This window comes from Bifidobacterium sp. LH_417 (assembly GCF_056357035.1).
Genome location: NZ_JBKEVI010000014.1, coordinates 1 through 22,849, shown reverse-complemented (window position 1 = coordinate 22,849; position 22,849 = coordinate 1). Strand labels below are relative to the sequence as shown.

Annotated in this window: 15 protein-coding genes; 1 reads left to right on the top strand and 14 read right to left on the bottom strand. The window is 66.4% G+C overall.

Translation table 11 applies throughout. The features are described 5' to 3' along the window. Positions 1-17: 17 nt before the first annotated feature. The 10 genes from AC1AYR_RS08515 to AC1AYR_RS08470 form a co-directional block, all read right to left on the bottom strand. A complete protein-coding gene (locus AC1AYR_RS08515; protein ID WP_476511858.1) occupies positions 18-1,043 on the bottom strand; it encodes a LytR/AlgR family response regulator transcription factor in 1,026 nt (341 codons plus the stop codon). Positions 1,044-1,181: 138 nt separating this feature from the next. Beyond that, positions 1,182-2,312, bottom strand: coding sequence for a 3-deoxy-7-phosphoheptulonate synthase (locus AC1AYR_RS08510; RefSeq protein ID WP_476511857.1), 1,131 nt, complete (start codon positions 2,310-2,312; stop codon positions 1,182-1,184). A 521-nt stretch (positions 2,313-2,833) separates the two neighbouring features. Beyond that, positions 2,834-4,186, bottom strand: coding sequence for a C1 family peptidase (locus AC1AYR_RS08505; RefSeq protein ID WP_476511856.1), 1,353 nt, complete (start codon positions 4,184-4,186; stop codon positions 2,834-2,836). A gap of 197 nt (positions 4,187-4,383) precedes the next feature. Further along, complete coding sequence (locus tag AC1AYR_RS08500; protein ID WP_476511855.1) at positions 4,384-5,820, bottom strand: cell division protein; 1,437 nt, start codon at positions 5,818-5,820, stop codon at positions 4,384-4,386. A 158-nt stretch (positions 5,821-5,978) separates the two neighbouring features. After that, positions 5,979-6,635: a pyroglutamyl-peptidase I gene (locus AC1AYR_RS08495; protein WP_476511854.1), complete on the bottom strand. Its 657-nt coding sequence runs from the start codon at positions 6,633-6,635 to the stop codon at positions 5,979-5,981. 44 nt (positions 6,636-6,679) lie between these two features. Beyond that, positions 6,680-7,831, bottom strand: coding sequence for an ATP-binding protein (locus AC1AYR_RS08490; RefSeq protein WP_476511853.1), 1,152 nt, complete (start codon positions 7,829-7,831; stop codon positions 6,680-6,682). Positions 7,832-8,031: 200 nt separating this feature from the next. Beyond that, on the bottom strand, positions 8,032-8,856 hold the full coding sequence (locus AC1AYR_RS08485; RefSeq protein ID WP_476511852.1) for an IspD/TarI family cytidylyltransferase: 825 nt from the start codon (positions 8,854-8,856) through the stop codon (positions 8,032-8,034). Between the two features lie 200 nt (positions 8,857-9,056). Next, positions 9,057-10,124 (bottom strand): purine nucleoside phosphorylase YfiH/LACC1 family protein, encoded by a 1,068-nt coding sequence (locus AC1AYR_RS08480; RefSeq protein WP_476511851.1) that lies wholly within the window; start codon positions 10,122-10,124, stop codon positions 9,057-9,059. A gap of 103 nt (positions 10,125-10,227) precedes the next feature. After that, the gene (locus AC1AYR_RS08475; RefSeq protein ID WP_476511850.1) at positions 10,228-11,895 is read right to left on the bottom strand and encodes a peptidase U32 family protein; all 1,668 of its coding nucleotides are present in this window, start codon (positions 11,893-11,895) and stop codon (positions 10,228-10,230) included. Between the two features lie 1,304 nt (positions 11,896-13,199). After that, positions 13,200-13,994: a LysE/ArgO family amino acid transporter gene (locus AC1AYR_RS08470; RefSeq protein ID WP_476511849.1), complete on the bottom strand. Its 795-nt coding sequence runs from the start codon at positions 13,992-13,994 to the stop codon at positions 13,200-13,202. Positions 13,995-14,570: 576 nt separating this feature from the next. On the opposite strand from AC1AYR_RS08470, the gene AC1AYR_RS08465 reads away from it, so the two are divergent. Further along, positions 14,571-16,061, top strand: a complete 1,491-nt coding sequence (locus tag AC1AYR_RS08465) for an aminotransferase-like domain-containing protein (RefSeq protein ID WP_476511848.1) — start codon at positions 14,571-14,573, stop codon at positions 16,059-16,061. Between the two features lie 283 nt (positions 16,062-16,344). Here AC1AYR_RS08465 and AC1AYR_RS08460 read toward each other — a convergent pair whose 3' ends face one another. From AC1AYR_RS08460 to AC1AYR_RS08445, 4 genes are all read right to left on the bottom strand, one after another. Further along, positions 16,345-17,208 (bottom strand): aldo/keto reductase, encoded by an 864-nt coding sequence (locus tag AC1AYR_RS08460; RefSeq protein ID WP_476511847.1) that lies wholly within the window; start codon positions 17,206-17,208, stop codon positions 16,345-16,347. Positions 17,209-17,456: 248 nt separating this feature from the next. Continuing rightward, positions 17,457-19,718, bottom strand: a complete 2,262-nt coding sequence (locus AC1AYR_RS08455) for a DUF2207 family protein (protein WP_476555161.1) — start codon at positions 19,716-19,718, stop codon at positions 17,457-17,459. A 25-nt stretch (positions 19,719-19,743) separates the two neighbouring features. Then, positions 19,744-20,292: a LemA family protein gene (locus AC1AYR_RS08450; RefSeq protein ID WP_476511888.1), complete on the bottom strand. Its 549-nt coding sequence runs from the start codon at positions 20,290-20,292 to the stop codon at positions 19,744-19,746. Between the two features lie 361 nt (positions 20,293-20,653). Next, positions 20,654-22,570: an InlB B-repeat-containing protein gene (locus tag AC1AYR_RS08445; protein ID WP_476511845.1), complete on the bottom strand. Its 1,917-nt coding sequence runs from the start codon at positions 22,568-22,570 to the stop codon at positions 20,654-20,656. Positions 22,571-22,849: the final 279 nt, after the last annotated feature.

Genomic DNA, 22,849 nt, shown 5'->3' with positions numbered 1-22,849 from the left:
TGCTCCTGCGGTAGGGGTCAGCGGCCGTCGGGGCGCCGCATGTGCGCGAACCGGTGTTCGGCGTAGCGCGCCTTCGCCTCGGCGTAGCGGCGCCGGCTGATTGGCACATGCGCGACGGCGCCGCCGGCCGCGTCATCACCCGCGTCATCATATGCGGCATCGTGCGCGACGCCATGCGTGACGCCGGATACGGCACCGGTCCCGGCAGGTGTTCCGGTCCCGGACGGGGACTCGCGGACCGCCACGAGGAAGGAGTCGGCGTCGATGCCGACGACATGGTCGAGGTTGACGATCCAGCCACGCGCGCAGGTGAGGAAACGCGGCCATCGTGCGAGTTCGTGGGCCAATCGGGTGAAGCCGGCACGCACCGTGAACGACGCTTCGGCCGGACCGTCCGCGTTGCGGACGATGACCGTATGCCCGTCCGCATGGCAGTAGGCCATGCGCGCCGCGTCGAAACGCAGGATGTGCTCGCCGTCGGCCAAGGCGACGACCGCATACGACGCGGCGGCACCCGTCGACGGTCTGCCGCCGCGTTCGGCGCGTTCGCCGCGATTCGTCCGATCCGCACGATTCGCGCGGGAGGCCAGTGTGGCGGCGGCACGCGCGCCGACCGGCAGTTCGACGACGCAACCGGACACGACGTCGCGGCGCGGCACGACGCGCGAGCGCAACGCGCCGTTCAGCCGATCGAGCGCGGCGTCGAGCTGCGTCCTGCCGAACGGTTTGACGAGGTAGGCGGCGACGCCGAACTCGTACCCGTCGACGGCGAAATCGGTGCTCACCGTGGTCATGACGATCGGGCCGTCGTAGCCCTGCGCGCGCAGCCAGCGAGCGGCGTCGATGCCGGATGCGGACGTCGGAAAATAGCCGTCGAGGAACACAAGGTCGAAACGACCGGGGTGCCACGTATGTCGGAATGCCTCGACCGTATCGAAATGTTCGCACAGCGCGACGGCGTCATGCCGTGCGCAGTAATCATCGACCGCAGCGGCGAGTGCGTCGCGGTCTTCGGGAATATCGTCGACGATGGCGTATCTCATGGGCGTATATCCTAGCCGCCATCGGGACGGAATCGGCAGGGAATGTTCAGGAGACCCGCCGGCGACGGTACCGGAACGCCCGTGTCGTTCCGGAATCGACCGGAACGACACGGGCTGACGGGGCTTCGACGGAACAGGTCAGCGGGCGCGGCGGGCGGCGACCGCGTCGGCGAGCGTGCGCAGCAGCTCCTCGGTGCGGTCCCACGGCACGCAGGAATCCGTCACCGACTGGCCGTAGACGAGCTGGTCGAGCGGTGCCGGCTTCTGATGGCCGGCAACGAGGAAGCTTTCCATCATCACGCCGAGAATGCCCGGTTCGCCTTCGGCGACACGTTCGGCGATCTCCTCGACGACCTCGGCCTCACGCACCTCGTCCTTGCCGCAGTTGCCGTGCGCGGCGTCGATGATGAGACCGTGCTCGCTCGGGCCGGACGCCTTCGATGCCTTCAGCGCCGCCATCGCCTCCGCGACGGACTCCTTGTCGTAGTTCGGCCCATGGTTGGAGCCGCGCAGCACGAGATGGCAGTCGGGATTGCCCTTCGTCTCCGCGGAGATGACGCGGCCGTCCAGATTGATGGACAGGAAGTGATGCTCGAACGCGGCGGCGTAGCAGGAATCGGCGGCCGGCTTGATCGAACCGTCGGTCGCGTTCTTGAAGCCCACCGGCATGGACAGGCCGGACGCGAGCTCGCGGTGCACCTGCGATTCGGTGTTGCGCGCGCCGATCGCACCCCAGCTGATCAGGTCGCAGATGTACTGCGGGGTGATCGGGTCGAGCCATTCGGTGGCGGCGGGCAGGCCGAGTTTCAGCACGTCGGACAGCACCTTGCGCGCCAACCACATGCCCTTGCGGATGTTGAAGCGTCCGTCGAGGTCCGGATCGTTGATGAGGCCCTTCCAACCAATCGTGGTGCGCGGCTTCTCGAAGTACACGCGCATGACGATGAGCAGCCGGTCGTTGAGCTCGCGGTTCACGGCGGCGAGCTTCGTCGCGTACTCGTGCGCCGCCTTCGGATCGTGGATCGAGCACGGGCCGACGATGACGAGCAGACGGTCGTCGCGACCGTGCAGGACGTTGCGGATCTCCTGACGGGAGGTGAGCACCAGTTCGCTCATCTCATCGGTGAGCGGCAGTTCCCTCAGGAACGCGCGCGGCGCCGGAATCGGGTCGAGCTGGCGGATGTTGACGTCGACGGTCTCGGGAAAGACGGCCTGCTCCCCCAAACGACGCGCGTCCTCGGAACTGTCCGGACCACGAAGTGCTGCCATGCCGACTCTCCTTTCTTGACCATGAGTCATTCGATATGCATGCGCTGCGCATGCGACATGCATGCGACATGCGATATGCGCCGCACCGTGCGGCAACCACTTCACTGTAGTGGCCGGCGCCCAAAATACGAAACCGGCCGGCCGTTTCGTGGAACGGCCGGCCGGAATGGGCGGATTATTGACCTCTGGCTCTCGCCTTTCAGGCGAGAGCTCTCCGAGCCCTGCAAGCACGGCCTCGCCTACGGCGAGACCCAGACCTGCCTTCACCGTACTTCGCGGCCTGTCGGCCGCTCACCGAACCTACGGACAACCCACCGGGTTGCCCGCTTAACGGTTCGGCGGCTCAGGAGCTCTCGCCTTTCAGGCGAGAGCTCTCCGAGCCCTGCAAACACGGACTCGCCTACGGCGAGACTCAAATCTGCCTTCACCGTTCCCCGCAGCCTCACGCCCGCGGGCCATGCCTACAAACAGCCCACCGGGCTGTTCGTCATACGGCATGTCGGCTCAGGAGCTCTCGCCTTTCAGGCGAGAGCTCCCATCGGATCCCATGCGGGCAGGGAGATGGCGGGTTCTTCGAGGGCCTTGAGGTACTCGTCGGGCAGGAGCGCCTTGGGGACGGCGACCTCGTAGACGTACTCGGTGAACCAGTCGTCGCTCATCGTGAAGTAGCCCTTGTCGGCGATCTTCGAGCCCCAGGAGTTCTCGACGCGCCAACGGCGGGTCGTCGTGCCGTCTTCGGCGACGTCCACGCCGGCGAAGGCCATCGCGTGGTTCATCGCGGAATCGGCGAAGCGCACGCGCGCCTCCTTGTCGAGATCGAAATCGAAATCGTAGATCGAACCGTACTCGAACAGGTCGGTGGCCCACGCGCCGGACTCGCGGTCCATGAACGGATGGCAGTCGGCGCCGAACCACACCGGAATGCCCTGCTCGACGAGGATGCGCTTGACGCAGTCCTTCATGAACTGGTTCGGCACGTTGAGGTATTCGGTGGCGTCGCCGCCGGCAACGTTGCCCAAGTGCTCGATGGCGATCTTGCGGCCCTTCGGATGCTCCTTGCGCGGATCGTCGACGAGGCAGACGTAGCTTTCCAGATCGGCGGATCCCACGTACTTCTTCCAGAACTCCTGCGGCGTGATCTCGCCGTCGCGGTGGAATTCACCGTCCTTGTCGGTCCACTCCCAGTCGAAGGAGACCGGCGGCTCACCCAGATGGATGGTGAGGATGCGGTGTCCGGCGGCGCGCGCCTCCGCGATCGTCGCGTCGATCGCGGCGTCGTCGCCGGCGGCATGCGCGGCGAACATGCGGGCGACGGCGGTGTGCAGCATGTGGCGCAGCTGCGTGTTCATCGCGCCGGTGTTCTTCGAGGAAGCGGTCTCCGGGTAGAGATCCTTCGGCACGGCGCCGTACTTCTTGTACACGTTCATCGCCATCGTCCACTGGCCGCCGTCGCCCATCACGTCGGCGAGCAGGTGCTGGACGAGACGGGAGTCGGCGGGCTCGCCGGCGCGCACGAGGGCGGCCACGTCCTGCAGGAAGTAGTTGATGCGCTCGAGCTTGTCGTAGTACATGGCGTAGTTCTGGGAGAACTCGAACTCCTTGACGTTCAGGTTCTTCTTCGCCACGAAACGCGCCACGTTCAGGGAGCTGAACAGCCAGCAACGGCCGGAACGGTCCTGGTGGGTGGCCTCGCCGTTATCCACAACGGTGGAGAAGCGGCGCTGCAGCAGGCGTGCGCGGTCATAGTTCTTCGCGACGGTGTCGATGCCGGCGGCGGTCACCGCGTTCATCGCCATGCGGTTGGTGCCGTCATCGTCGAAATCCTCGCGCAGGACGGTCAACGCGTCGTTGCTCAACGGCTGCAGTTCAGTCATATCCGATGTTCTCCTTTGTCTCCTTGTGGGCGGATAACAACCGGAACCAGCTTACTCGCCGCCGCGCCGTGGCGGAACCGCGCAAGCGACGTTCCGCATGGTGGACGCGACTCGTTCGAAAACGACGATGCCCGCCGCCCGTATGCATACGGGCGGCGGGCATCGTGGTGCCATTGCGGCACGGACGTCAATCGGTCTCAGTCGGCATCGGCCGGCTGCGGGACCGGCGCGGGGGCCTGCGCGTCGGCGGCGGGCGCCGCCTCGACGCCGGTCTCGGCGCCGTCGCCGGCGTTCTCGTCGTCGCCGTCTGCAGGCTGCGCGGGTTCCGGAGCGGGCACGGCGTTCTTCACCGGCACGTCCGGCGCGGCGACCGGGTCGCCGAGGAATCCGGAGAACGCGTTGGCGAACATGGAACGCAGTTCGGTGACGCGCTGCGTGATCTGCGCCTCGCGCTGCTGCAGCTCGTGGATGTTCTTCTTGAGACCGTCGAGTTCGACCTGGGCGGCGGTGCGACGCTCCTCGATCTGAGCTTCGGCGTCCTCGCCCGCCTTCTTGAGGATGGCGGCGGCCTGGGCGTCCGCGTCGGCGCGCTTGGACGCGGCGTAGGAGTCGGCCTCCTCGCGCACGGTCTTCGCCTGGCTGACGAGCTTGTCGGCCTCGGCCTTGGCGGCGGTGCGACGCTCCTCCAGGTTGTCGAGCAGCTCGCTGACCTTCTTGGTCGCCTCCTCCTGCTGGGCGGCGATGTCGGTGCGGATCTGCTGGACCTCGGCGTTCACCTGGCTCATCGTCTTGGTGCGGTGCACTTCGGCGTCGTCGGTGATCTCCTGCGCCTTCGACTTGGCCTCGTCGGTGATCTCGCCGGCCTTGCGCTGGGCGTCGGTCATCATCTTGGAGACCTGCTCGCGCACGTCGGCGAGCTTCTTGTTCGCCTCGGCGAGCGCGGCCTCGATCTGGTCGTTCGCCTCGGACTTGAGGCGGGAGAGCTCCTCGTTGGTGCTCTTGCGCTGGGCGGCGATCTGCGCGGTGGCCGTGGCCTTGAGGTCGGACAGCTCGCGCTCCTGCGCGGCGCGCTCGGAGGCGAGCTTCTTGTTGTGCTCCTCGCGGGAGTTGCTGAGCTCGAGTTCGACGGTCTGGCGCTGCTCGGTCACGTTCTTCGCGGTTTCGGCGCGCAGCTGGGCGGCGTCGTTGCGGGCGGTGGTGGTGATGGTCTCGGCCTCGTTGTTCGCCTGGTCGAGAGTGGAGGAGGCGCGCTGGTTGGCGTCGTCGATGATGTGCTGGGCGTCGAGCTTGGCGTTGTTGATGAGCGTCTGCGCCTGCGCCTGGGCGGCCTTGCGCGTGGTGGCGGCGTCGGCCTTGGCGCGTTCGAGCAGCTCGGAGCTGGTCTGTTCGGCGGAGGCGAGCATCTGCTGGGCGTTGGCGCCGAGCGAGGCGAAGCTGTTGTTGGCGGGCTTGCGCTTCTTCTCCTCCTCCAGCTGCGCCTGCAGCTGCAGGATGCGGTCGTCGCCGGCCGCGATCTGCTCGCGCATGCCGGCGAGCGTGCGCTGCGCCTGACGCACGCGCTCCTGCGCGGCGGCGAAGGCCTCGTCGACCTTGTCTTTGTCGTAACCCCTCAACACGATCGGGAACTGATCCATGTCTGTCCTTTCGGCTCCATCACATCGCTCTACCCATAATGCGCCCTATGCGGGCATATCGAGCAAAATCGTATCCCATCACGGCCGGAAACGGGCCGGACGCGCCCGCAATGCACACATCATTACCCACTTTTGTTCGATGTCGGCGCGTCGCGGCGTCACGCGATGAGGATCTCCTTCGAGCTGGGACGACGGTAGTAGCGCACCGTCTCGCGCACCACGTCGCCGCCGGCCGAGACGAGCTGGCGCAGCGGCAGACCATGCTGCGGGTGCGGCGACTCGTTGACGAGCGGGAAGCTCACGAATCCGGCGAGCACGCGCTCCTGGCCGTGTGCCCAGTTGAGCAGGTTGTAGAACAGCGAGTTGCAGACGAACGTGCCCGCGTCCGAGCTCAGGGTGGCGGGAATGCCGTCATGCGCGAAATCGGCGATGATCGCACGCAGCGGCAGACGCGTCCAGTAGGCGGCGGGGCCGTCCGGATCGATCGGCGCGCGCCGCGGCACCACGTTGTCGGCGTCCGGCTTGGCGGCGTCCATGAGGTTCGTGGCGCAGCGCTCCATCATCACGCCGCGCGCCGCGTGCTTGAGTCCGGTGGCGATGACGATGTTCGGCTTCGCCTCCTCGATGGCGCCGAGCAGCGTGGGCCACGCCTTGGCGAAGCTGACGGGCAGGCTCACCGCGCGGATGGTGAGGTCCACGTCGTCGAGCCCGTCGACGCCGCGTTCGGCGAGCAGTTTCGGCACCTCGTAGGAGGGGTTGACGCGCACGTCGTCATAATGGTCGAAGCCGGAGATCACGACACTGAGCTGTTGCATGGCCCCCAGTCTACCCGCCGTCGGAGTCCGCGCGCCGCCCGCCGTCATCGTTCCAGCGACATGCGGATGGAGGCGGCATGCTCGCGCAGGTATTCGCGCAGATAGGGGATGGCGAAATCCACTTTCCCGTACCCTTTGTCCACGATCACCTGCGCTTCGAGGAGCCGCATGCGGTATCGACCCGCGTATTTCACGCTCTTGCCCATGCGCTGGGCCACGACGGACGTGGACGCCGGACCGTCGTCCTGCGCCATCGCCAGCAGATACGTCTTGTCGACGGGGGAAAGGCCGTCGAGCTCCGGCCCATGCACCGTATCCCCGAGGCGGCTCAACGCGTCGCGCACTCCGCGATGCGCGTCCTCCTCCGAGACCACCGCGTCGCCGTCTCCCCGCCGGGAACGATTGGCGATGCGCCATATGGAGTAGCCGACCAGCTGGATCATGAACGGATACCCGGCCGTGGCCTCCGCCGCGATGCGCAACGGCTCGCCGTCAAGCACGATGCCGGTCTGGCGGAAGGAGTCCTGCAGGGCGTCGGACACCTCCATCAGCCCCACGTCCCCCAACCGTTCCGGCTGGGCCCTGCGCAGGAACGTCATCACCTCGTCGTTCAGCCATTTGGAGGCCACCGACGGCAGACCGGCGAACACGAAGGCCACGTTCCTGTCGTCGCTGACCATATGCTGCATGGCCGTGGCGATGGCGACCATGTCGTCGCGGTCGGCGGCCTGCACCTCGTCGACGGTCACCAGAAGCCCCGCATCACGCTTCTCCAGCGCGTCAAGCCGCAATGACATCGCGTCGCGCAGATCGAGCGGCATGCGCTGGCGTTCGTACCGCATCGCACCGAGGCTGCCACCGACGCCGAACGCATTGACCGACGGCTCCACGGTGAATTCGAATGTTCGCTTCGCCGGCTTCAGATGATCGAGCAGCCGTTGCGCCATGCCTTTGGACGCGGTCTCGCTGACGGTCAGCCAGCCACGCTCCTCCGCTATGCGCCGGAATTCGGCCAACAGCACCGTCTTGCCGACGCCGCGAGCCCCGGTGACGCGCATCAGACGCCCGGGAGCCCCGGAACCGTCGTCGAGCCCCTCGCGGAAATCATCGAGCACGCCGTCCCTGCCGATAAGAATCGGCGGGAGATGCCCCGCGCTCGGTTTGAACGGATTCGACACGACCGGCTTCTTCACCATGCGACCACCGCCAAATCTACAAAAATCTACACACCACACAGCAGTCTACAAAAATCTACAACATTCTACAAGCGTCTATAAGCGCAATCATCACGCCGGAACGATATGCGAACGCCCGGCCGCATACGGACATGCGGCCGAGCGTGACGGCTGACCGGATGCGCGCGCACGCGCACCGCCGCCGCGCGCGCGACGCGCGGTCAGCGGCGATGCATCTGGGCGGCGGCGCCGGCGAACATGGCGTGCATGCGCGCCTTCGCCTCCTCGCGCGTCATATGGTGCGTGAGGTCGGCGGCGATGCGCTCGGCGACGGGGATGTCGGCGAGCGTCGTGATCTTGAGGTTCGTCTCGCTGCCGGCGACGATCGCGACCGGCACGTCGGGCATGTAGTCGACGACGACGCGCGTGTCGTCGGTCGGATGGAAGTCCGGGTCGGCGGCGGCCAACTCGTAGGCGCGGCGGATCGTCGCGAAACGGAACGACTGCGGCGTCTGCGCGCGGAACGTGTTCGGACGATCCGGCACGCTCGCGACGACCTTCCGGTCGCCGAGATCACGCGTGAGCAGCATGGTGTCGGTGGACGCGAACGCGACGGTCGCGGCGTCGTACTCGTCGAGCGCGTCGATCGAACCGTCGATCGCGGACTGCGCGACGAACGGACGCACCGCGTCGTGGATGAGGATCTTCGCATCGTCGGGGATACCGGCCGCGGCGAGCATGTCGAGCGCGGCGGCCGTGCTGTCGACGCGCTCGGCGCCGCCGTCGATGACGACGCGCACCTTACCGTAGCCGGCCTCGGCGATGAGACGCTCGACCTCGCCGCGCACCTTCGCGTTGACGACGACGACGATGTCACTGACGCGCTCGCACCGTTCGAACGCCTCGATGCTCCAGCACACGATCGGCTTGTCGCCCACGGAGACGAGCTGCTTGGGATTGTCGGGATCGAAACGCGTGCCGAATCCGGCGGCGAGCACCACCGCCACGACGGGCGCGGACTGCTTCTTGTTCTCTCTTACGCTCATAATGCCTCCACCGTAGAACGCGCCCCGGAACGGTGACGCAGGTCACACGCGCATCTGCACGGAATATCCGCCGGAACGCGCGGGGCGTGCGGCGGGACACGGGACCACGGGGCCACGGGACCACCCTCACCCGCTTCGCGGGAGCTCCCGCCGGCGGGAGCGGATGGGGACGGCGGCTCAGCGCCCAGCGGCCCAGCGGCTCAGTGGCGCACGATGAGCGCGAGAAGACGGCCCTCGTGGCGCTTGCCGGCCTTTGCGGCGCGGCGGTGCGAGTACCACAGCGGGTTCTCGAGCGTGCACATGCTGTGGCGGATGGCCGCGATGCGCTCGCTCAACTCGGCCGGGCCCTCGCCGTCGGTGCGGCACAATTCGGCGAGCTCGGCGTCCTCCTCCAGGTATTCGGTGGCGGCGTGGATGCGCGGCATCGAATCGACGATGCGGTGCACGCCGGCGAACGCGAGGTCGATGCGCGCGGCCTCGGCGATGTCGATGCCGGCGCCGCCGAACCGCGTCGTGGTCTTGGTCAGCGGGAAACGCTTGACGAACGTGTCGGCGATCTCGTCGCCCACCTCGTAGCATTCGCCGCAGATGCACGGGCCGAGCGTGGCGACGATGTTCTCAGGGCTGGCGCCCTTGGCGGCCATGAGGTCGACGGTCGCCTGGATCACGCCGCGTTCCAGGCCACGACGACCGCAGTGTGCGGCGCCGATCACGCCGGTCACCGGGTCGGCGAGCAGCACGGGCAGGCAGTCGGCTGCGAACATGCCGAGCGCAATGCCGGTGCGCGATGTGACCTGACCATCGGCCTCGACGACGTGGGGCGCGACGCCGCCTTCGGTCGGCTCGGCGGGCGCGGCGGTCGGCTCGGTCGGCTCGCCGGTCGCTTCGGCGACGGCCGCGCCGGTGCGCGTGCCGGAAACGTCGAAGCCGAACGGCGTGTTGATCGCAAACGCCTCGTCCACGTCGACGGCCGTGCCGGAGTGGACCTGCGAGACGAGCGAGAGACGAGCACCAACCGCCTCGGCGAGCGCGATGCGGTTCGACAGGACGGCCTCCGGGTCGTCGCCGGACTTGCCGCCCAGGTTGAGATTGCCGAAGTCGCCGGTCGACAGGCCACCGAGACGCGTCGTGTAGACGACAGTCACGCCGGGCGCGAGCGCGATCGGGATGGTGACGGGGATCGGGCGCCCCGCCTTGTCGGTGGAGCTGATCTGGTTCGAGTCGAGAATCGTCTCGTCGGTGTAGTCGTCGGTGTAGTCGTCAGTCATGGTTACCTCCTGTTCGGCTGTGCTGCTATGCGTACTGTCCGGCCGGGCCGCTGTCCGGCCCCGCGGCCTATACGGTCTATGCCCTGCGGCCTACTCGTGCGGCTCACTCGGCCTTGAGCGTGGGTTTCTTCGTGCGCGAGCGGATGGCCGCGTTCTCGGGCACCTCGTGCGGGCAAGGCAGCGAGAACACATGCGCCGGGTTGTTGATCGCGGCGACGGGCACGCCGTCCGCGTCCTCGAGCCCGGTGGCGGGCACCGTGTAGGCGAGCGGTTTCTCGCCGGGCAGCAGGAATTCGACCTCCTGGCCGGGTTCGATCTTGTTGCGGCTCATGATGGTCACGCGGCCGCCGCGCTCCGGGCTCCAGGAGAGCACCTCGCCGACGACCATCCACGCGCGGAAGTAGGCGGAACGGTTGGTGTTCTGCGTCACCTTGTGCTCGGGGTAGTAGAAGCCGGTGGAGTAGTCGCGATGGGCGACCTTGTCGGGTTCGTCGAGCAGCCAGTCGGGCAGTTCGACATGCGGCGCGGGGCGGCATTTCGCGTGATGCCAGCCTTCCGGCAGCACCTCCTCGCGCGTGTTCGACTTGCGGCGCGCGGACCGGGCCTTGTAGCTCAGCTGGTCAAGCTGGGCGCCGCCGGCGGAGCGGGCGGCCGCGTCCTCGGTCTTCGCCGGGGCGACGGCGGGTTCGGCCGCGGCGACGGGTTCGGCCGGGGCGGTCACAGCCGTGGCATCGGCGGTCTCCACGTCGCCTTCGACGGGCGGCTCGCCGGGCACGCCGGCGAACGCGCGGTCGGCGTCGTGTTCGATCGCGTCGTCGGCGGCATGAGCGAAATCGGGGTCGTCGGGGCGGATCACGCGGTCGCGGAACGGTTTGAGCACCGTGCCGTCCGCGGTCTCGAAGCCGCGCTGGATCATGTACTCGTTGACGGCGGTCTTGTACGCGTTGGTCATCGCGGCGATGTAGTACGCGGATTTCGAGCGGCCCTCGATCTTGAGGCTCGTCGCACCGGAGTCGATCAGGTCGTCGATGTGGTCGAGCATGCACATGTCCTGCGAGTTGAACAGATACGCGCCCTCTTCGGTCTGTTCGATCGGGAAATACTGGCCGGGGCGCTTCTCCTCGACAATCGAATACTTCCAGCGGCAGGGCTGCGCACATTCGCCATGGTTGCCGTCGCGGCCGGTCAGGTAGTTGGAGAACAGGCAGCGGCCGGAGAACGCCATGCACATCGCGCCGTGCACGAAGCATTCGATGTCCATGTCGTCGGGGATGCGGGCGCGGATGTCGCGCACGGCCTGCAAGTCCATCTCGCGGGCGAGCACGACGCGGCGCGCGCCGAACTCGTAGAGCGCCTGCGCGGCGCCGTAGTTGGTGACGCCTGCCTGGGTGCTCACATGCAGTTCGACGTCGGGGGCGATCTGGTGGGCCATCATCATCACGCCGATGTCGGTGACGATCATCGCGTCGATGCCGGTGTCCTTGAGCTGTCCGATGTAGTCGCGCATCGCCTCGACCTCGGCGTTGCGGGGCAACACGTTAAGCGTGACGTACACGCGGCTGCCGCGGTCGTGCGCGTAGCGGGCGCCCTCCTCGAAGTCCTCGAGGCTGAGGTTCCTCGGGGCGCTGCGCATGCCGAACGCCTTGCCGCCGCAGTAGACGGCGTCCGCACCGTAGTCGACGGCGGTCTTGAGTCCGCGCAGGTTGCCGGCCGGGGCGAGCACTTCGGGCTTGCGGCGCATGCGCAGGGGGTTCTTGCTATCCGTATTCATCACCCCAACAGTGTAGCGGCCCGCCCCTCCCCGCGACGGGCCGAGCCGGCGCACGCCCTGCTCCTCCCCAGCGCGAAACAAACCGGGCACCAGTTATCCCATCCGTCTCGCGGAATCCCCTCCCAGCGAAACAAACCGTGCCCCACATGACCCACCCGCTTCACGAAACCCCCTCCCAGCGAAACGGACCGGGCACACATACCCCATCTGTCTCGCGCAGGCCACTCCCAGCGAAACGAACCGGTCACCACATGACTGGAACAGCTCACCAAAGGATCCAGCGAAACAAACCAGGTGCCACATGACCCGCCCGCTTCACGAAACCCCTGCCCAGCGAAACAAACCCGTCACCACGCGCCCTGCCCGCTTCACGGAGCCCCCTCCCAGCGAAACGAACCGGACACTACATGACTGAACCAGCTCACCAAAAGACCCAGCGAAACAGATCAGGTGCCACATAACCCGCCCGTCTCACGAAACCCCTGCCCCGCGAAACAAACCCGTCACCACACGACCCGCCCGCTTCACGAAACCCCTGTCCAACGAAACAAACCGGACACCACATGACCCACTTGTCTCGCGGCCGCCTCTCCCCGCGAAACGTGCCGGACACCACATGACCGGACCATCTCACCAAAGAGCCCAGCGAAACAAATCGGGCATCAGTTGCCCCATCTGCCTCGCGCATACCACTCCCAGCGAGACGAATCGGGCACCACGTGACCCGCCCGCTTCACGAAACCCCTGCCCAACGAAACAAACCGGGCACCACATGACTGAACCAGCTCACCAAAGAACTCTGCAAAACGGATCAGGTGCCACATGACCTGCCCATCTCACGAAGCCCCCTCCCAACGAAACGAAACGGGCACCACACGACCGGAACAGTTCACCAAAGGATCCAGCGAAATGAACCAGGTGCCACATAACCCGCCCGTCTCGCGGCCGCCTCTCCCCGCGAAACGTGCCGGACACCACATGACTGGACCATCTCACCAAAGAGCCCAGCGAAACAAATCGGACATCAGTTACCCCATCTGCCTCGCGCATACCACTCCCAGCGAAACGGGACGGGCACCACATGACCTACCCGTCTCACGAAACCCCTGTCCCGCAAAACGAACCGGACACCACATACCCCATCTGCCTCGCGCAGGTCCCTCCCAGCGAAACAAACCGGGCATTACATGACTGGAACAGCTCGCCAAAGGATCCAGCGAAACGGGAAGGGCACCGCATGGCTCACCCATCTCGCGGAGCCCCCTCCCCGCGAACCGGATATCCCGGCCTCTTCGCAGCTGCCCTCAGAGGACGGCGAGGGCGAAGTCGATGAGGAGCTTGAAACCGTAGAGGGTGATGACGCCGCCACACACGCGGTTGAGGACGTCGATGACCTTCGGACTGAACCGGTGCGCGAACGCGTTGACGACGAGCGTGACACCGAGGAACCATATAACAGAGGCGGTCTCCACACCGGTGATGAACGGGGTGGTCTGGCCGGCGTGCAGCGTGGCGGCGAACGCGCCGAGCATCAGCGTGCCGTCGATGATGGCCTGCGGGTTGAACCAAGTAACCGCGCAGGCGGTGCCGATCGTGTCGAGCAGACCGCGCACGCCGAGATGGGCGGCTGGCATTGCCGGACGACTTGCAGCCGATTCGCAGGAGTCCCCGCCGGCGGACGCGTCCTCTCCTCCGGCACAGGAATATACAGAGGAGACGGCCGGACCACCCTCACCCGCTTCGCGGGAGCTCCCGCCAGCGGGAACGGAAGTAGGGGAAACCATACCGCCTTCCCCGGTGCCGGAGTTCACGCCGGCGGTTTTCTTGGTGAGGACGAGACCGAAACCGATGCGGATGACGACGAGGCCGCCGAGACCGAGAACGATGGTCTCCAACCACGGACGTTCCTGCATGAGCGCACCGACGCCGAAGAAGCAGGACAGGCTCAGCGCCATGTCGAAGCAGATGACGATGAGCGCGGTGATAAGCGCGTTGCGGCGCGTGCGCGTCAACGCCGAGTTGATGACGAACAGGTTCTGCATGCCGATCGGCGCGATGTATGCCAATCCCATCGTGAACCCTTGGATATACAGTCCCATCTTCGCTTCATCTCCTCCGTCCCCAATCCGGGAACCTGTGGGCCGGCCGATTGGTGGTGGGGTGGATCCCCAGCCGTACACGGCCGTCTCCCACAATGGGAACCTGCGGGCGGGCCGACGCTTTCCCTATCCGACCGTTTTGGCTGGGCCATACTCACCCAACCAAAACCAGCCAAACCATATCGGCCTTGAACAACCATATGCGGACCACACGTAAGCCACGTGCCCTGCAATCCGCATCGTTCCAATGCCGTTGCCATATCCTACGCAGCGGATTACACTTGGCAACCAGCCAAGAACAGAGTATGGCGCCCAACCAAACACCCCCTAAGTCACCCCACGGCCGTCCGGCTCCCCTCAGGGGCGGAACCGGACGACCAACCCGATGAGGCACATCCCCGCCTCCCCTCCGTCATCGCTTCGCGATGCCGCCACCGGTATTCATCGGTCAAGATGCAGGTCGCCCCATCAGAGCATCAGAGAGGCGGAAATACGGGACCGACGCCTCGCACCCCTTCAAAGAATCCGGCGACCACGGACCGGACGAGGAGCGATCCGGGCAGGAAGGAGCCGCATATGCCGCGCAGCGCACCACTCGACATCGATTGGGCACCGGACCGCTCGTCCGGCACGCCCGTCACCGAGCAGATCGTCGATTTCATGTGCGGCCGCATCGCGTCCGGCACGTGGCCGATCGGCGCGAGACTGCCCAGCCAGCGCGCGTTGGCCGAATCGTTCGGCGTGAACCGATCCACCATCATCGCGACCGTCCAGGAACTCGCCGACTACGGCATCATCGAGGGTCGGCATGGTGCCGGCACGCGCATCGCAAGCAACACGTGGTCGCTGATGTTGCCCGGCGCGCCTGACTGGGCGGACTACGTCTCGTCCGGCTTCTTCAAGGCGAACAACGCGACCATCCAGACCATCAACCGGCTCGAATTCGACCGGTCGAAGACGCGCCTGGGCACGGGCGAGATCGACCCGCGGCTCTTCCCGCGCGACATGTGGCGGCGCGTGGCCGGCGAAGCGGCGTGCGAGATCGACGCGCTCGGCTATCCGCCGCCAGAAGGACTGGACGTACTGCGCGAGGCGATCGCCGCACACATGCGCGACTGGAGCGTCGACTGCCGCCCCGAACAGGTGCTCGTCTCCTCGGGCGCGTTGCAGGGATTGCAGATGATCTCGGTGAGTCTGCTGTCCGCCGGGTCGACCGTCTATGCGGAGGCGCCGAGCTACATCAAGTCGTTGCAGGTGTTCCAGTCGGCCGGCATGACGCTCGCCGGCGCGCCGATGGACGGGCAGGGGCTGGACGCGAGCGCGCTGGACGGACTGCTCGACGAGCATGGCGCACGCCTCTCCCCCGACGGTCGCACCTCCGCCCGGCAGGACGGTTCCATCCTCTACACGATTCCGACGAACCACAATCCGACCGGCGTGACGATGCCCGAGTCACGCCGTCGCGCGCTCATCGACGCATGCGTGGCGCACCGGCTGCCGATCATCGAGGATTGCGCGTACCAGGACCTCGTCTTCGAGGGGGACACGCCGCGAGCGCTCAAATCCTATGACGAGACCGGCATGGTGATCACACTGGGCAGCGCGTCGAAGTCACTCGCGCCGGGGCTGCGCATCGGGTGGATCGTGGCCGACGAACGGATCGTGCACCGGCTCGCGGACGTGAAGATGCAGATGGATTATGGTGCGAGCACGCTCAGCCAATGGGTGTTCGCCCGGTTCCTCACGAGCGGGCTGTACGCGGAATATCTGGAACGGCTGCGCGCCGAGCTGCGCCGCCGCAGGGATGCCGCGTTGGAGACGCTGGGGCGGCTGTTCGCCGGACGCGCGCACTGGAACGTGCCGCGCGGCGGGTTCTACATCTGGCTCACGTTCGACGGGCCGGTGCGCATGGGGCGGCTGTTCCGGCAGGCCGCCGACCATGGGGTGCTACTCAACCCGGGCGACATCTACGATTTCGAGGGCGACAACGCGCTGCGCCTGAGCTACGCCTACACCACCCCGGAGGAGTTCGCCGGGGCGGCGCAGGTGCTGGCCGGGTTGGCGTGACGTGCACCCCATGCCGGCCAACCCCGAAACCTATTGGAACAGGGTTGTCCGGCACGAGTTCAAGCCAGGCAACACGAAACCGGCAGTTTGTCGGGTTACCCGGCACCAAGTCATGCCGGACAATGCCGGAATCCACTGGAACTGGGTTGTCCGGCATCAGGTCGTGCCGGACAACCCCGAAACTCGCTGAAACGGGTGTATACGGCACGAGTTCATGCCGGACAACACGAAACAGGAGGTTCATCGGGTTGTCCGGCACACATGCGCACCGGCCGCTCCGACATCAGCCGAGCTTGGCGAGCTCCTCGGGGCTCAGTTCGAGCTGGTCGGCCTTGAGGGAGTCGAGGATCGTCTCGGGGCGGTGGGCGCCAGGGATGACGAACATGTGGTCGCCCTTGGCGAGCTCCCAGGCGAGCGTGACCTGCTGGTAACTCACGCCGTGCGCGGCCGCGATCTCGCGGAACGGGTCGAACTTGGACTCGTCGTACGGGTGGCGGTAGCCGCCGAGCGGGCTCCAGCACACGAACGCGAGGCCGAGCTTCGCGCAGTAGTCGAGCGTGTCCTGCGTCTCCAGGTGGATCGGCGAATACTGGTTCTGCACGGCGACGAGCTTGTCACCCAGAATCGAGCGTGCGATGTCCAGCTGTTCGATGGTCACGTTGGACACGCCGGCCACGCGGGCCACGCCTTCGTCGACGAGCTGCTTCAGCGCTTCGACCGACTCGTTGTACGGCACCTCCGGGTCGTGGCGGTGCAGGTACAGCAGGTCGATGGTGTCGACGCCGAGCGCGAGCGCGGATTCCTTGCCGTATGCGATGAGATGCTCCGGCTTGCCGTCGCGCGGCCACACCGGCTTGTCGCCGTCCCATGCACGGCGCAGGCCGATCTTCGTGGCGACGGTCACCTCGCTCTTCGGCCCCTTCCACGTGGCGAGCGCCTCGCGGACCAGCTTCTCGCCGGTCTGCTCCTCCTCGCCGGGCGTGTAGTAGGCCCACGCGGTGTCGATGTGACGGCAGCCGGCGTCGAGCGAGGCGTGCAGCGTCTCGATGCCGACCTCGTGCCCGCGGTTGTTCTCGATGGTCAGCGGCATTTCGCCGTGGCCGATCGCGGTGGTGGAGAATGGTCCGAGATTGCGGTACAGCGCCATGATGGCTCCCTTCGTGCGTGTTTGCTTAACGGTACGGCTGCTTCCAGCGTAAGCAGGCACGTGGATTTCACGGCCGGGAACCACCCTCAGTCCCGCAGAAGCGGGACAGCTCCCGCCAGCGGGAGCCGAAGAAGGACAGTCAGACCACCGCCCGCGGACAGCTCCCGCCAGCGGGAGCCGAAGAAGGACAGTCAGACCACCGCCCGCGGACAGCTCCCGTCAGCGGGAGCCGAAGAAGGACAGTCCCGTCATCGGCCGCCGCCGGAACCACCGCCGGAACCACCGCCACCGCCACCGAAGCCGCCACCGCCGCCGGACGAGGAGGACGGCGCGGCATCGGCGATGGTCGAGGCGACCGCGTCGAATCCGGCGCTCAGCTGCGAGCCGATGTCGCCGAGACTTCCGGCGAACGCGTCGGCGCCGAAACCATCCGAACCGCCGAACGGCGAACCGTCCGAGCCATCCGACCACGAGCCGGAGGCGCCGTAGCCGCCGGACCCGTAACGCCGATGCCACGCACGGCGACGATAGCTCCAATACCACACCGAACCGGAACCGTGCTCGTCCAGCCACGCCGGATCGGCGAGCTGCGGGTACGCTTTGGCGAGTTCGGAGGCCATCCTGCCGGAGATACCGAACGCGGCCGCATACACCATGTACCAGTCCCACAGGGCGAGGTCGGCGGGGCCGCGGTCGGAGAAGTCGGAGAAATCCTCCATATACCGTTTGAGCCCGAGGCACCTGCCCGCGTACTCCTCGCCGGAGGGCGTGAACCGCCTGGGCATGCCGATGCTGAACGCGAACACCGCGATCCACACGCATGGCGCGCCGACGCACAACTGCACGGCGATGTTCGCGGTGAACAGTTGCGTGGTGAGCAGCAGCGAACCGAACAGCACCTGGATGAGCGAGGCGAGCATGTACCCCTTCGCCACGGAGCGGACGGGATCGAGCATCGCGTACTCGACGGCGGCCGCGGATGTGAACCGTTCCATCGACTGGTAGCCGTCACGCCACCCCTTGCACGCGTCCCGCATCTGCGTGACGTCGAACACCGGGGAGCCGACGCGCCGCGAAATGTCGACGATGAGGTCGAGGCACGCGGATTCCGACGCGCACAGGCCGAGTCTGGCGCGCTGCGGCGTGAATACGACCGGCCGGATCACGATGGTGCTCGTCGCGTCGCTCACTTCGACCAGTCTCGAATCGGCACCGATCATGCGCGACAGGGCGACCGGGTCCGCGCGGCTCATATCGACGCCGCGGTACATCCACGAAGGCCCGGGGTGGATGGCGATGGCCTTCTTCACGGCGAGCGCCATCACTGTGCCCGCCAGCGAGCACTCGTTCAGCACGCGGTCCGCGCGTTTGCCGGCGATGCCGCCGACCGGCAGCTCGTCCATCGCGTCCATGAGACGTGCGGCCGCGGCGGGACTCACCTGCGGCGGATCGCGCCAGTAGACGATCGTCCCATGGTAGCCGGCGAGACGACGCGAACGGAACGCGGCGACGAGACTCCATGCGGACAGCGCGACGGCGACGGCGACGAGCGACGCCCAGCCGACGAGTCGAAGGCGGGCTTCGGCGCGGACCTTGTCGCGCCAATCCTGTTCCTTGCGTCGTTCGGTGGATTTGAGGTCGGCGAGCGCGTCGTCGTGGACGGTGCGCGTCACGTCTCCCGCGTACCGGGAGTCGTAGGCAGCGACGACGTTGATGTAGTCGCCGGAACGGAAATCGTGGGCGGTGAACGTGAACGCGTCGTCGGAGGCGTGGCCGTCGGCGTCCGTGTTGGTCTCGCTCTCGCTTTCGGTGTGCAGCCAGCTCCATATGCCGTCGGGGCCCGCTCCCTGCGGGTAGCGCACTTCGCCGGTGATGGTGCCGGCGGGCACTTGGCTGGTGGTTCGTATCGGCTCCCATTGGAAGGTGGCGACGTCGTCGTGTTTCGTGACGACGTCGTGCATGGTGAACGACACGTCGAACTTCAGACTGTCGGTTTTCGTGGTGGCAGGAATGTTCCATCCGATTTCGATGGTCTTCCTGCTACCTCCCGTACCGTCGGCGCCGAGGCCGTCCTTGCCGGGCTCGTATGGTTGCGGATCGTCAGCGCTGACGGTCACGTCGGCGATGTACCAGTGGTTCGCGTATCTGAGATCCCAGGTGCCGTCGTTCACGGTGTCGGGGTTGCGCGGGTCGGTGCGCGTGTAGGTCTCGCCGGTCGTGACGTTGCGCACGGTGATGTCGGTGATGTCGGTCAGTTTGCCGCGTTCGAGCGTGTACTGCCAGTACAGCTGCTTCCAGGGTTTCGTGTAGCCGTCGTCGTCTTCGCGTTCCCGGAGCCGATAGTCGTAGCGCGTGTCGACCTTGAGGTCGCCGGAAGCGGTGACGGTCGCCGTGTAGTCGATGGTGCGGCAGGCGAGCGCCGCGCCCCGCGCGTTGCCGATGTGGCCGACGATCAGGACGGCCACCAGGATCGCCGTGGTGAGGAAGGCGTTGACCGCCGATCTGACCATTCCGTGCCGCATGATGACGCCCTGTTCAGAACCTCACCTGCGGCACGGCCCGGCTGGCCTCGTCGGCGGCGAAGTACTGCGCCTGCGTGAAGTGGAACATGCCGGCGATGATGGTGCTCGGCACGGTCTCGATGCGCGTGTTGTACTTCATCACCACGTCGTTGTAGAACTGGCGCGCGTACGCGATCTTCTGCTCCAGCGCCTGCAGCTGGTTCTGCAGGTTCATGAAGTTCTGGTTGGCCTGAAGCTGCGGGTATGCCTCGGCCGTGGCCGTCAGGTTGAACAGCGCCTTCGAGAGCGCGTTCTCCGCGGCGGCGCGCTGCGCGATCGTGGCGCCCGGGTTCGAGGCCGCCGCCACCGCGCCGGCGCGTGCGGCCGTCACCTGCGTGAGCACGCCCGACTCGTGCGCCGCATACCCCTTCACCGTTTCGACGAGATTCGGGATGAGGTCGACGCGCTGCTTCAGCTGCACGTCGATCTGCGCCCAGCCGTTGCCGACCCGGTTGCGTAATTGGACGAGCCCGTTGTAGGCGGCCACCGCCCACGCCGCCAATGCGATGATGATCGCGAGCATCACCACCACGACGATCACCGCCACCGCCACACCGCTCATGTTCCGCTCCTTCGCCTTTGGCTGCCAACGGCCCCCAACCTTCCGCGCGCCATCACACGACCAGACACGCGACCCGACACACGACCGTTCGCTCCCCATTTTCCCACACTCAGGGAATTCCCGGTAGACATACGGCTGTTGATACGAAAACAGGGGTCTGGAACATCTAGGATGTTCCAGACCCCCTTGGATCGACGGCCGTTAGGCCATGCATCCGGCATGGGACGATTTCGAAGGCGAACTCATGCCTTCAACTGCATGTGAAGAAGCTTGACCGGCCGCCGATCCAAGTGTGGAACACCCGAATCGGGCGGCATGCGGGTCAGGCGCGCTTGCGCAGCAGCGTGATGACGGCCGCACCGGCGAGCGCGACGATGGCGAACACGGCCACGCCGGCGATAGCAGAACCGGTCTCGCCGAGGATGGCGCCCTCGTTCTTCTTCGCTTCGGCCTTGGTGTCAGCCTTCTTGTTGTCGGACGCGGGCTTGTTGTCGGAGGCGACCTTGGTCCACTGGGCCACGAGCTTGTAGACATTGCCTTCGACGGTGTCCGCGGCCTTCACAGCGGTGCCGTCCTTGTCGGTGCCGGTCTCGGCGTACGCCCAGCCGGACAGCTTGTAGCCGTCACGCGTGATGGTGTCGGCGGTCGGCAGCTTGTCGAGGATGGTGTCGCCCTTGCCGATCTGCAGGGAGAAGTCACCGGTCTCGCCGTTGATGTTGCCGCCGTTCGTGTTGTACACGACGGTGAACTGCTCGACGTTCATGTCCGGGTCGACGTCGGCAACGTCCCACAGGGCGACGATGTGCTCGTCGGCGGAGAACACGTCGTCCTTGCCAACGGTGGTGTTCGTGCCGTGGGATTCCACGTCGGCGTAGTGCCAGCCGCGGAACGTGTAGCCGTCACGCTTGAGCTCGGGGAGCACGGACAGCACGTTCTGGTTCTCGCCGACGGTGTACATCACGTCGCCGGCCTGACCCTTGAACTCGCCGTCCTGGATCTCGCCGCCGTTCGTGGAGACGGTCAGCGTGTAGGTCTTCACGGAAGCGCCCGGATCGACCTCGGACAGCTCCCACGTGGCGTACACGGAGACATCGCCGGAGACGACGTCGTTCGCGCCGACGGACGTGGAGGTGCCATGGCCGGTCGCGTCGGCGTAGTGCCAGCCGTGGAAGTCGAAGCCGTCACGCTTGAGCTGCGGCAGCAGGGAGGCGACGGTCTCGCCCTCGCCCACGGTGTACTGCACGTCACCGGACTGGCCCTTGAACTCGCCATCCTGGATGACACCGCCCCTGGTGGAGACGGTCAGCGTGTAGGTCTTCACGGAAGCGCCCGGATCGACCTCGGCCAGATCCCACGTGGCGTACACGGCGACATCGCCCTTGACGACGTCGTCCTTGCCGACGGACGTGGAGGTGCCCACGGCCACGGCGTCGGTGTAGTGCCAACCGCGGAACGTGTAGCCGTCACGCTTGAGCTCCGGCAGGACGGACAGCAGGTTCTCGCCCTCGCCCACGGTGAGCTGGACATCGCCGGACTGGCCCTTGGCCTCGCCGTCCTGGATGACGCCGCCCTTGGTGGACACGGTCACGGTGTGGGTGGTGACGCCCATGCCGGGATCGACGGAGGCTTCCTTCCACTCGGCGTGCACGGTGACATTGGCGGAAACAGTGTCGGTGGCGCCGACGGCCTTGCCGTTGTCGTAGTACCAGCCGGCGAACACGTAGTCGAGACGGTTCAGCTTCGGCAGGGAGGCGGACAGGTTGTCGCCCTCGTTGAGGGTGTACATCACGTCACCGGTCTCACCGGCATGCTCGCCGTTCACGATGACACCGCCTTTGGTGGAGACGATCACGGTGTGGGTGACGGGTGCCGGAGCGGACACGTCCTTCAGCACGGCGACGAGCGTCGCGCCGTCAAGTCCGGCAACATTGGAAGTCTTGAATTCCGGCTCGCCGATCTTGGCGCCGGTGTTCACACGGACGCCGTTCAGCGTCCAGTAATCGATTGCCTTGCCGCTCGGCACGTCGACGGAACGCTCGACGTTGGCGAAAGCGGTGGCGACGGTCGTGTCGCAGCTGGCCTGCGAGATGACGATGGGCTTCTCGACCTGGAAGTTCACCGTGCACAGTTGTTCTTGTTCTTGATTTGCGGGGGCCTCTTCAGCCTGTGCGGTAAACGGGGCCACTACGGCCAGTGCCGCCACCGCCGTGACACCCGCGATAACCTTCTTCAAAGTCATGATGGGACCTCGACAGCTTTCCTACTATCTACTTCTTATCCATCCCCATCCAGGAGCCTTCGAAATCCCCAGGGACACGCACGGCCGCTCTTCACTTCAACCATGCAGCGAACAAGGTACCCCCCATTACCATGTTTGGTAGGCCTCGATGGTCGGGGCCGGGTCGCCGGTCCTGGTATGACTTTCCTGCCCTGTCGTTGATGATCCGGGGGGTGTTGTCGCCGGGAGCGGGGGCGTCCGCAGACCGCTGATAGGAACCAGGCCGGCCGCATGGACGCG